Annotated in this window: 10 protein-coding genes; all 10 read right to left on the reverse strand. The window is 69.4% G+C overall.

The features are described from left to right. Window positions 1-18 precede the first annotated feature (18 nt). A complete protein-coding gene (locus AC07FA_RS32080; RefSeq protein ID WP_479079853.1) occupies window positions 19-429 on the reverse strand; it encodes an ATP-binding protein in 411 nt (136 codons plus the stop codon). Window positions 430-662: 233 nt separating this feature from the next. After that, window positions 663-3032, reverse strand: a complete 2370-nt coding sequence (locus AC07FA_RS32085) for a M9 family metallopeptidase (protein WP_479079854.1) — start codon at window positions 3030-3032, stop codon at window positions 663-665. A gap of 566 nt (window positions 3033-3598) precedes the next feature. After that, on the reverse strand, window positions 3599-4321 hold the full coding sequence (locus AC07FA_RS32090; RefSeq protein ID WP_479079855.1) for a GntR family transcriptional regulator: 723 nt from the start codon (window positions 4319-4321) through the stop codon (window positions 3599-3601). A gap of 82 nt (window positions 4322-4403) precedes the next feature. Next, window positions 4404-5345 (reverse strand): ornithine cyclodeaminase family protein, encoded by a 942-nt coding sequence (locus AC07FA_RS32095; protein WP_479079856.1) that lies wholly within the window; start codon window positions 5343-5345, stop codon window positions 4404-4406. Beyond that, window positions 5342-6343 carry a proline racemase family protein gene (locus AC07FA_RS32100; RefSeq protein WP_479079857.1) on the reverse strand — a complete coding sequence of 334 codons (1002 nt, stop codon included), beginning with the start codon at window positions 6341-6343 and terminating at the stop codon, window positions 5342-5344. Before AC07FA_RS32100 ends, AC07FA_RS32095 begins: the two co-directional genes overlap by 4 nt. A 64-nt stretch (window positions 6344-6407) precedes the next feature. After that, window positions 6408-7322 (reverse strand): dihydrodipicolinate synthase family protein, encoded by a 915-nt coding sequence (locus AC07FA_RS32105; RefSeq protein WP_479079858.1) that lies wholly within the window; start codon window positions 7320-7322, stop codon window positions 6408-6410. A 68-nt stretch (window positions 7323-7390) separates the two neighbouring features. Continuing rightward, a complete protein-coding gene (locus AC07FA_RS32110; protein WP_479079865.1) occupies window positions 7391-8848 on the reverse strand; it encodes an FAD-dependent oxidoreductase in 1458 nt (485 codons plus the stop codon). Window positions 8849-8939: 91 nt separating this feature from the next. Continuing rightward, window positions 8940-9233 carry a (2Fe-2S)-binding protein gene (locus AC07FA_RS32115; protein ID WP_479079866.1) on the reverse strand — a complete coding sequence of 98 codons (294 nt, stop codon included), beginning with the start codon at window positions 9231-9233 and terminating at the stop codon, window positions 8940-8942. A 135-nt stretch (window positions 9234-9368) separates the two neighbouring features. Further along, a complete protein-coding gene (locus AC07FA_RS32120) occupies window positions 9369-10535 on the reverse strand; it encodes an NAD(P)/FAD-dependent oxidoreductase (RefSeq protein ID WP_479079859.1) in 1167 nt (388 codons plus the stop codon). Window positions 10536-10694: 159 nt separating this feature from the next. After that, the coding region (locus AC07FA_RS32125) for a transposase (RefSeq protein WP_479079860.1) at window positions 10695-10999 on the reverse strand (305 nt) is incomplete at its 5' end.

Consider the following 10999-nt stretch of genomic DNA (forward strand, 5'->3'; position numbering starts at 1 on the left):
CCGTGGTCGCGGGGCCGGTTACGCCGGTGTGGTCGCGGCGTTCAGCTCGAACCAGACCACCTTGCCCAGCGCCTGGGCCGTGACTCCCCAGGCGTCCGCCAGGCTCCGTACCAGGACCAGGCCCCTGCCATGCGTACCGTCGTCGGCGTTCGGTACGTACGGCTTGGGCGCTCCCGACGTGAAGTCCCGCACCTCGACGCGCACTTTCTCCGGTCCCGCGGTCACGGTGACGACCGCGCCGTGACGCGTGTGGATCAGCGCGTTCGTCACGACCTCGCTCAGCAGCAGCTCGGCGACCTCGGCCGCCTCGGGCTGCGAGCGACACCGCAGGAACTCCCGCAGTGCCCGGCGCACATCACCCACACCTGACAGGTCGGCGTTCCCCAGTCGGCGACGCAGCTGGACCGACCGGCCCGCTCGTCGCTTCATCGCTTCCCCCGCGCGCACAGTGAATCGACCTCCTTCGTCCCATAACCCCTCGAACACCTTCACGGGGATGCATGCCCCCGCACGCGGACAGTCACGCTTGTCGACACGTCAATAAGTGAACAGTGCTCAGGACCACCAGGGGCTAGAGGCCCGGTTCCCTGCGACTGAGCCGATCGGGCGCGGCGCGGAAAGCCGCCGTCGCCCGACCGGATCAGTACAGGCCGGTACGGGGATCAGTACCGGGTGGAGACGCTCACGCCACCGAAGCCCTGGGCTGCGTACAGACTGATGTAGTGGGCGCCCGCCTTCGGACGGGGCACGGTCAGGGTGTGCGCGTTCCCGGCGCCGGTCGCCCGTGAGGTGTAACCGGACACCGTCGCCCAGTTGCTGGAGTTGTAGTAGAGGTCGGCGTCGCCGGTGCCGCCCGCACTGGTGATCTCCAGCTGGGTCGTGCCCTCCGGGACGTAGATGTACAGATAGGCGTAGTTGCCCTTGGTCGCCGTCAGGCCGCTCCGCTTGCAGTTCTTGTCCAGCTGCCGGGTGTCGCCGGCCGTGCACTCCGGTCCCTGGTCGACGGGTGGCGTACCGAGGCTGCCGCAGTCCCCTGCCCCGCAGGCGGTCAGCCAGGAGTTCCAGTCGGCGTCATAGCGGTTGCCTATGGTGGAGGTGAGCAGGGTGCGGGCAGCATTCCAGTCGCCGCTTCGGTAGTACCCGAGCAGCCGGTCGACGTCGGCGCGGTGCGACTGGAGCATGTACCGGACCGCCAGGTAGCCCCAGTTGTAGATCCGTGTCTGGTCGGCGTTCTCGTAGGTGGTGTCGAAGAGGGTGCGCAGGGTGTGGGTGCGCTTCGCGGCCTGTGCGATTGCGGCGTCATAGGTGACATTGCGGTATGAGTACGAGACGTACTCCGCGAAGCCCTCGACCCACCAGATGGTCGGTGTGGTGAGGCCGGCCCCGAAGTCCCCGTACATGTTGAAGCGGCCGTCGAGGTAGTGCGTGTACTCGTGGTTGAGGTTCCAGATCTGGAACACGGGCCGGACCCACTCGGCCTCGTAGGCGATGAAGCGGGGCTGGTTGCCCGCGGCCGCGGGGTCTCCCTCCAGGTACATCCCGCCGTTGTTGGTGTCGATCCCGAAGATCGCGCCTGCGTAGGTCTGGTAGTCGGTGCTCGAGTCGAAGACGACCACCTCGATGGTGCTGTTGCGGTCGTCGCGGACCGGGCCGCCGTCCCTGGTGATGCCGTGGAAGTAGGCGTCCTGGTTGCGCAGGCTCGTGCAACTGGCGGCGAGGTCGGCCGTGGACACGGCCTGGGCCCGGATGCGGATGCTGTCGCTACAGGTGTAATCGACGGGCAGAACAGCGCTCTTGAGGCGAGCTGCCAGGTTGCAGGTGTCGTAGTAGGCGCAGTTGGCCCGGTCGTAGTAGTCGGTCATCTCGGCGACGCCGACCCAGAGCGGCGCCGTCCGGCCGGTGAGGGAACTCATCTTGAGCAGCCCCGCAGCCAACGGCGCCGTCCTGTCACGCAGTGACGCCTCCTGGAGGAAACGGCCGAGCTCCCGGCCCGCGTTGGAGGCCAGGTACGACTGGTCGGTGCCCAGCAGGTCCAGGTGGGCGGAGGCGAAGTCGTGGAGTGCGCTCAGCAGGCTGGGGTCGGCTTCCACCGCCTGGACGAACTCGGGCAACTGATGGCCGCGGAATGTCACCGTGTACACGTTGTTGACCGCGTTCAGCATGTACCAGGAGCTGTCGTACGAGGAGTCGTAGCCCGCCAGCAGCCGCTTGACCACGTACAGGTACCGGGCGTTCTGTTCGGAGCTGTCGATCAGCGTGACGGCCTCGGCCAGTGTCTCGCCGTTGGCGTCGGTCACGTCGGAGGAGTGTGAGGAGGCGAAGAAGGCGTCCAGGCCGCCACGGATGGCGGTGCGAAGCGCGGGGCCGTAACTGCCGACCGTCGACGGGTCGTAGTACTGCACGTAGTAGCCCGCCCTGAGGAACAGCACCAGCTGGGGCATGCCGGTGCTGCTGTCGCCGGGGTAGTACGCCGAGCCGTCACGCAGGGCGTTCGCGATGGTGACCATCTGCGCCTCGCGGAAGGCGAGATAGCCGTCGTTGCCCTTCACGCTGAAGAGAGTGTTGACACAGTCGGTGGTCGACGATTTGACCTGCTGGACGAGAGCGCTGCCGGTACGGCTGGTGAAGTCGGTGACATTGCACGCTGCAATGTCAGCGATTCCGGCTGACTTCGCCTTGGCCCGCGCCGCTGCCTTCATGGAGGGGGCCGGGTGACTCGGGTCCGTACTCCCGGGCTGGTCGTAGTCCCGCTTGAGCGCGTCCTTCGACGCGGACAGGGGGGCGCGGTCCGCGGGCTCCAGGGATGCGCGGCCGACGTGGCCGGCCTCGTCGCCAGGTGCGGTGAGCGCCTCGGCCGCGGGGCCACCCGGCTGCTCCGCACGGACGTGGGTCCCGGTCGCGGACGCCGCGGCCACGAGGGGGCGCGGCTCGGCTGCCCGGCTCGGTGCGGAGAGCAGCCCAACGCCCAGGCAAGCTGCCAGAGCCACGGTGGATAACCCGGTGAATCTCTGTCGAACCAATCGGTTCTTCACGTGCCGCCTCCCAGCGGTGTGTTGGCCGCGCGGCGGTTGCGCAGCCGGAGGGGGGTGGAGCGAGAGGTGACGACGTACTCGCGTGTGACATGAGCACGACCTCGCGCCCTGCGGGCTGTACAATTGCACATGTCACATGGTTATTGGAAGACGTTGCGCGCACATTCATCCGCGCGACAACTCAGCGCCGCAGCAGGCCTGGTGGAGCGACTCCCCTATGCGCCGGCGACCCCGCCCGCCATGGAGACCTTCATGAGGGGGTCGTCACTCTGCGCTCCGGGCCGCCGGGGAAGGTCGGGCCCAGGCACGCCGTCCTCACCGCCCGTGCACACGTCGTTCCGCGCACACCGCAACGACGATCCGCTGAGACGTGACCAGTTGTTGCTTCTCGACACCGGAGTGGAGGTGAATTCGCTCTACACCACCGACATCACGTGCACCCGTCCGTTACACGTCCGGGTACACGGTTCCGCGACTTCCATCGGGGCGCCCCCGCGCGTCATCGCCGAAGCGCTGTACCACGGGGGCGAAATGCGTGTGCGCCGGCAGACCGGCACCAGCGGTGCTCAGGCGCCGTCGACGTCGAGCCAAACGTTCTTGGCCGGCGCATCCTCGGACTCCTGGGCTCCGGGGGCCGCCCACAGCTTTCGGACATGTGACATATGAGCGAGCATGAACGCCTCGGCGCGCGGCCCGTCGCCAGCGACCATCAGGTCGAGCAGCTGGACATGCTCCTCCGCCGAGGCCGTCAACTGCCCCGTCTCGGCAAGTCTGTTGAGACCGAAAAGCCTTGAACGCTTGCGCAGGTTGCTGACCTCTTCCACCAGTCGGCGGTTGCCTGCCAGACCGAGCAGTTCGAGATGGAAGCGCCGGTCGGCCTCGAGGTAGGCCAGGATGTCGTTCGCCCGCGCCGCGGCGACGATCGCCAGGGCGAGCGGCCGCAGTTCCTCCAGCTGCCATGCCTTGCCCATCCGGGCGATGCGGCCGACCGTCGGGACTTCGATCATGGCGCGGAGCTCTGTGAAGTCGTCGAGATCCTGCTCGGTCAGCTCGGTGATCCGGAAACCCTTGTTACGTACCGCCTCGACCAGCCCTTCCCGGGCCAGATCGAGCATGGCCTCGCGTACAGGAGTGGCCGAGACCCCGAACTGGGATGCCAGCGCGGGAGCGGAATAGATCGTGCCCGGACGCAGGTCTCCGGCGATGAGCGCCGCTCTCAGTGCATGCGCCACGCGGTCACGCAGATGCTCTTGCGCCGAGATCACGCTGAGCGACGTCAGGCGGGCCATGTGTGTTCCTCCAGCACAGTGCGGAGTCGCAGAATACAATGGCACGTTGCCGATCGGGCCTGCCGCTTCCGGCCTGTGGATATCACGCTCCGGGATGCACGGCCCGGTGGACCGCCGCCGCCACCACGAGGTCCTCCCAGCCCATCCCGACGCTCTTGAAGAACCGGGGCCGTCCCACGGAGGCCAGATCCCTGGACAGGTCCGGTCGGGTCACCAACTCTGCCAGATCGGACGCGATGCCCTCGGCGTCGAAGGCCCCTTCGGCGATCGGGAGCAGGAGATCGCCCGCTTCCGCCAACGCGGCCGACCTCTCCTCCACGATCACGGCGGAACGGGCCACCAGCCGGGAGTCGGTCTCCCGCGCATCAGCGGTGTGCGAGCCGACTGCCACGACCGTCGCCGTGTCCCGCACCAGATCGCCGTCGAACAGCGGCCTTCGGGCCGTGGTGCAGCAGAGCACCAGGTCGGCTGAGGCCACGGCGTCCGCGTCACCGGCTTCGGCGGCGACGCCGAGCTGTCGGCCGAACTCGGCCAGCGCCTCGACACGGTGCGGGGTGCGCCCGACGACGGTGATCCGGTCCACGTGCCGCTCCGCGAGTACGGCCGCGAGGTGCCCGTACGCCTGGGGGCCCGTCCCGAAGATCACGAGGTGCCCGATGGAAGGCGGTGTCAGGTGGCGCAGGGCGAGCGCGGACACGGCGGGGGTACGGAGGGTGGTGAGCGCGGCGCCGTCGAGCAGGGCGAGGGGCACCAGAGTGGGGCCGTCCAGCAGCAGGTAACTCCCGGTGATCCGTGGAAGTCCGCGTGCCGCGTTCCCCGGGGCCACTCCGGCGATCTTCACTCCGGCCACCTCCTGGGTGGCTGCCGGCATGATCAGAAGTTCCCCACCCGGGACGGTCACATGGCTGCGGGCGGGCGTGGCCGCCGGATCGAGGCCCCCGCGCAGCGCCGCCTCCAGTGCGTCCACGGCCCCACCGGGACCGAGGGCTTCGATGTGGGCGGCGCCGAGCAGGGGCAGTGTCACAGCAGGAATCCTTCGGGAAAGGGGTCGGCCGGGTCCAGGAAGAACTGCGCGGTCCCGGTGATCCAGGCACGGCCGGTCACGGTCGGGACGACTGCGGGAAGACCCGCGACAGTGGTCTCCTCGACGAGCCGCCCGGTGAACGAGGTACCGATGAACGACTCGTTGACGAAGTCGGTGTTCAGGGGAAGTTCACCCCGGGCGTGGAGTTGTGCCATGCGTGCTGACGTACCGGTGCCGCAGGGTGACCGGTCGAACCATCCGGGGTGGATGGCCATGGCGTGGCGCGAGTGTGCGGCGTCCGAGCCGGGTGCGATCAACTGCACATGCTTCAGTCCGTTGATATCGGGGTCCTCCGGGTGCACGGGGCGATCGGTGGCGTTCACCGCGTCCATCAGGGCGAGTCCGGCCGCCAGGATGTCGCCCTTGCGGTCCCGATCGAAGGGGAGCCCGAAGGCGGACAAGGGCAGCATCGCGTAGAAGTTGCCGCCGTAGGCCAGGTCGTAGCGCAGCGTGCCGTAACCGGGGACGTCCACCTTCCGGTCAAGTCCGGTGCAGAAGGCGGGCACGTTGGTGAGGGTGACGGAGGTGGCCGCACCGCCCTCTACGCGCACGTCAGCTGTGACGAGCCCGGCCGGGGTGTCGAGCCGGACGGTGGTGACGGGTTCGGTGACTTCGACCATGCCGGTCTCCACGAGGACAGTGGCCACACCGATGGTGCCGTGGCCGCACATCGGCAGGAAACCGGAGACCTCTATGTAGAGGACGCCGAAGTCGGCGTCGGGACGGGTGGGCGGCTGAAGGATCGCACCGCTCATGGCGGCGTGCCCGCGCGGCTCGTACATCAGCAGGGTGCGGACCGCGTCCCGGTTGTTCTGGAAGTGGCGGCGCCGTTCCGCCATGGTGGCGCCGGGAATGGTTCCGATGCCACCGGTGATGACGCGGGTGGGCATGCCTTCGGTATGTGAGTCGACCGCGTGGAAGATGTGACGAGTCCGCAAGGGTCCCCCTTGGTGATCCGTTAGGGCTGGATGCTCTGCATCGTGTGCGCTGCAGGCCCGTTGGTCAGCTCATGCCCTCGGCGAGGGCCTTCTCGGTCGCTGCGCGCACCGCGGCCTCGGACTCCGGCGGCAGCGGGAAACGAGGCGGCCGGGTGGGTCCGCCGTGGCGCCCGACGACATCCATGGACGCCTTGATCGCCTGCACGAACTCCGGCTTGGAGTCCCAGCGCAACAGCGGGTGGAGCTGGCGGTAGAGGGGCAGGGCCTTTGCCATGTCACCTGTCACAGCGGACCGGTACAGATCAACGCAGCTGACGGGCAGCATATTGGGACACCCGGCGATCCAGCCGACGGCGCCCGCGAGGGCCAGTTCCAGCAGCACGTCATCCGCGCCGACGAGTACATCCAGGCCCGGGGCCTGTTCGGCGATCTCGTAGGCCCTGCGGACATCGCCGCTGAACTCCTTGACCGCGACGATGCTGTTCTCCTGATGCAGCCGCGCCAGCAGACCGGGGGTCAGGTCCACTTTGGTGTCGTACGGATTGTTGTACGCGACGACAGGTAGCCCTACTTCCGCGACGGCGGCGTAGTGCGCCCGAACGGCGGCCTCCTCGCACTTGTACCCGTTGGGGGGCAACAGGAGGACCGATTCGGCGCCCGCCTCCGCGGCCCGCTCGGCCCAGCGCCGGGACTCGTCGCTGCCGTACGCGGACACGCCGGGCATGACCCTGGCGCCGCTGCCGGCCGCATCGACGGCAACGCGTACGACCTGGTCCCGCTCCTGGTCGGTGAGGGTCTGGTACTCCCCCAGCGAGCCGTTGGGGACCACCCCGTCGCAGCCGGCCTCGACGAGGTTGCGGACGTGTTCACCGTAGGCATCGAAGTCGACGGAATGATCGGCGCGCAGTGTGAGGGGCGTGGCGACCATGACGCCGTGCCAGGGGCGGGTACGGGGGGCGGGGGTGGTGTCTGTCTGCATGGAGACTCCTTGAGTGAGGTGTGACATGTCACTGTGCGATAGAGGGTGTGACAGTGAACGGTCCGGTCTTACGGTCGGCTGCCTCCGCAGCCTCCGCCTTCGACCGCCCGACCCACCTGATCTGCCCGATCTGCCTCAGCCGCCTCAGCCGCCTCAGCGAGTGTCGACAACGGCACCGGGCAGGCGAAGGGGCGACGGTCGGCGGTCCCGCCAGCGGTGGAATCACCTTCGGGGCAGGCGAGTTCGCGTACGGCGAAGCCGCAGGTGCGCCCCTGACACCAGCCCATTCCCGACCTGGTGAGGAGCTTGACGGTACGGGCGTCCCCTGCGCCGAGTTCGTGCACCGCCCGGCGAATCCGCCCAGCAGTGACCTCCTCGCACCGGCAGACCTCGGTGTCCTCGGCCAGCCATCCACGCCAGCCGGATCCCGGCCGGTGTACGGCGCCCATCACATCGGCGAAGGCCCGCATCCTGCGCCTGGCCCGGAGCAGCGCGTGGTTCCTTCGGTGCCAGGCCCGCCCCGCCGAAGCCTTGCCCGCTCGCGCGTGGCGGACCACCGACAGGGCGGCCAACTCTCCTTCGATCATGGCCAATTGAACGCCGCCGATGCCACCAACCTCCCCGGCGGCCCATACGCCGGGCACCGTGGTCCGCAACTGTTCGTCCAGGAGCAGCGCATGCGTGCCGTCGGTGCCGTCGCGGGTCTCGCAGCCCAGGGACGTCGCCAGGTCCAACTGGGGTACGAGGCCGTGTCCCACGGCCAGGGCATCGCAGTCGTAACGCCGGCCCGAACCCGGAACCGGTCGCCAGTCGCCGTCCAGGCGGCTGACGGTGACGCCCTGCACCCGGTTGGTTCCGTGAACGGCCGTCACCGCACTGCGGGTCAGGATGCGCACATGGTGGCGCAGGAGAGTGGCCCCGTAGCGTGCGCCCTCGGCCAGCTTGCCAGGGTTGGCGGCCAGCGCGTGCGGCGCTTTTGCGTACGCCCCGTATCCGGCGGCCTCGACCAGCAGCGGAACGTCGACGCCCGCTTTCACCAGGGAGGATGCGACTGCCTGGAGGAGCGGTCCGCTGCCCGCGACGACCATGCGTCGGCCCGGTACAACCAGGCCGGACTTGAGCATGGCCTGCGCCCCTGCCGCTCCCACGACCCCCGGCAGGGTCCAGCCCGGGAAGGGAAGTTGGCGCTCGTGGGATCCCGTTGCCACGAGCAGATTCCGCGCCCTGGTAGCCGCCCGTCCGCTCCCCTCGGGCCCGGTGACCGCGTGCAGTATCCAGGCGTCGCCCGTGCCTTCGACGGCCCATACCTGGTGCCATGTGAAATGGCGAATACGTCCGGCGCGACGATGCCGTTCGAACCGCCCGGCGAGCCTCTCGTACGCGGCCCAGTCGTGGTGCAGGGCCTCCGGCCGGGTGGCGCCCAGTGCGGGTGCCGGTGAGCGGTAGTACTGACCGCCGGTCGCCGCCGCGGCATCCAGCACGGTCACATCGAGCCCGTGATCGGCCGCGGTGACCGCCGCCGTCATGCCGGCGGGTCCGGCGCCCACGATGGCCAGATCAGCGAACGCCGCCTCGTCGGACCGGTGTTCGCGGTCCGCCGCTCGCTCGGTACCCGGTTCAGCGGAGGAGTTCGCCATGTCCGTCGCCCTTCTGCGTCGTGATCGTGTCGCCGGGGCGAGCGGGCAGCAGACATGCCCGCTGGTTGGGGCGGCCGTTGACGGTGGCCAGGCAGTCGAAGCAGGATCCGATACCGCAGAAGGCGCCGCGTGGATTCCCGTTCACTCGGGTCGTGCGCCAGGTCAGATGGCCGGCCGCCCAGAGCGCCGCTGCGATGCTCTGCCCGGGCAGTGCCCGGACCGGACGTCCGTCGAAGAGGAGCTCGAACTCCGGCTCAGGGGCCGCGCCGACCAGTTCGACCGCGTCGCGTGCGGGCCTGCGGCTGGATGTCCGGCCGGATAGGCGGCCGGTAAGACGGCCTGGTGTGCGTGTCACGGGGGCTCCAGATCCATCGGTTCGCGGTACTGATTCGATTCCCCAGGGCGGGGTTCAAGCCGCTTCCCGGGAACGGTCGAAGCGTTCGGGCCGGAACGGCGCCGGATCGAGCACGGGGGCCTCGCCCCGGAGCATGTCGGCGATCAGACTCCCCGTCGCGGGGGCCAGCCCGATCCCCGCGCCTTCGTGTCCGCAGGCGTGGAACATGCCCGGGGCCCGGGGGTCGGGCCCGATCGCGGGCAGGTGGTCGGGCAGGTACGGGCGGAACCCGTGGTAGGTGCGCAGCAGCCGGACATCGGCCAGGACCGGGAAGAGGGCGGCGGCCTGAGCGGCCAGTCTGCTGATGACGGGAACGGACAACGAGCGGTCGAAGCCGACACGTTCGCGGCTCGCGCCGATCAGTACGGGGCCGGAAGGCGTGCCTTCCACCACGGGTGAGGTCTGGAGTGCGGCCGAGCCGCTGGACACGTCGGCCACGTACTCCGCGGCGTACACCTTGTGCCGGATCAGCCGGGGCAGTGGTTCGGTGACGAGAACGAATCCCCTTCGCGGCAGTACGGGCAGTTCCACCCCGGCGAGGGCGGCCAGTTCCCCGCCCCACGTACCGGCGGCGTTGACCACGGCGGGGGCGTGCAGTTCCCTGCGGCCCGTGCGCACGCCGAGTACGTCCCCCGCGGGGCCGGTGAGCACCGCGGTGACCTCCTCACCCGCGTAGAGTCGCGCGCCGCCGTCGCGCGCCGCGCGGAGCAGGTGCGCGGCGGCCGCGGCGGGCTGCACCTGGGCGTCCTGCGGGTAGTGGAAGCCGCCTGCCAGCCCGGGGGCCAGGTGCGGTTCGAGGTCTTTCAGACCGTGCGATGTCACCGGGTACGCGGTGACTCCTGCGGTGATCTGTCCTTGCGCCGTCGCGGTGAGCGTGGCGAGGGACTCCTCGCCCGCCGCCACGACCAGTCCGCCCTTGCGCTCGAACTCGATGTCCGCCGGCAGTTCGTCGGCCAGTTCCTGCCACAGGGTGTGGGAGTGCAGGGCGAGGTCCAGTTCCGGTCCGGGCACCTTGTCGGAGACGAGGAGGTTTCCCTCACCTGCCCCCGTGGTGCCGCCCGCGACCGGCCCGCGGTCGACCACGGCGACGCGGAGCCCGGCACGGGTGGCGTAGTAGGCGCAAGCGGCACCGACGACGCCGGCGCCGACGATGACGACATCCAGTGGCTGTCTCGTGAGCACGGCAGTAATATGTCACATTGCTCTGTGAGCGCCAAGGGTGCGTAAATCACCGCGTTCTGACGGACCATCACGCGCTCACTGTCACCCACGACGTCGCCGGGCGGCCGCCCCTCCCCTCACCGCCCCGGGGCCGACCTACGCCCGGACTTAGACCGTGTCCTACGTGGTGAGGCGGACGAGTCGCTTGTAGCAGCAGATGGCGGCGGCGAGGCCGAGAAAGGCCAGGTAGTTGCGGGGATTCCGTTCGTAGCGGTGGTTGAGCCGGCGGTAGCCCGTGAGCCAGGCCATAGTGCGCTCGATTACCCAGCGGCGACGGCCGAGTCGTTCGCTGGACTCGATGCCTTTGCGTGCGATGCGGACGCCGATGCGCTTGCGGCGTAGCCACTTGCGCAGGTGAGGGACGTCGTATGCCTTGTCGGCGTGCAGGCGCTGGGGCTTGAAGGACCGGCCGCGGTGGGGGTCGT

This window comes from Streptomyces sp. NPDC045968, from assembly GCF_056430475.1.

Bases quoted from the DNA above. Each gene is read 5' to 3' on its own strand.
- AC07FA_RS32110 (WP_479079865.1), bottom strand. From the start codon at position 8,848: ATGACGGCGGCGGTCACCGCGGCCGATCACGGGCTCGATGTGACCGTG.
- AC07FA_RS32080 (WP_479079853.1), bottom strand. From the start codon at position 429: ATGAAGCGACGAGCGGGCCGGTCGGTCCAGCTGCGTCGCCGACTGGGG.
- AC07FA_RS32090 (WP_479079855.1), bottom strand. From the start codon at position 4,321: ATGGCCCGCCTGACGTCGCTCAGCGTGATCTCGGCGCAAGAGCATCTG.
- AC07FA_RS32105 (WP_479079858.1), bottom strand. From the start codon at position 7,322: ATGCAGACAGACACCACCCCCGCCCCCCGTACCCGCCCCTGGCACGGC.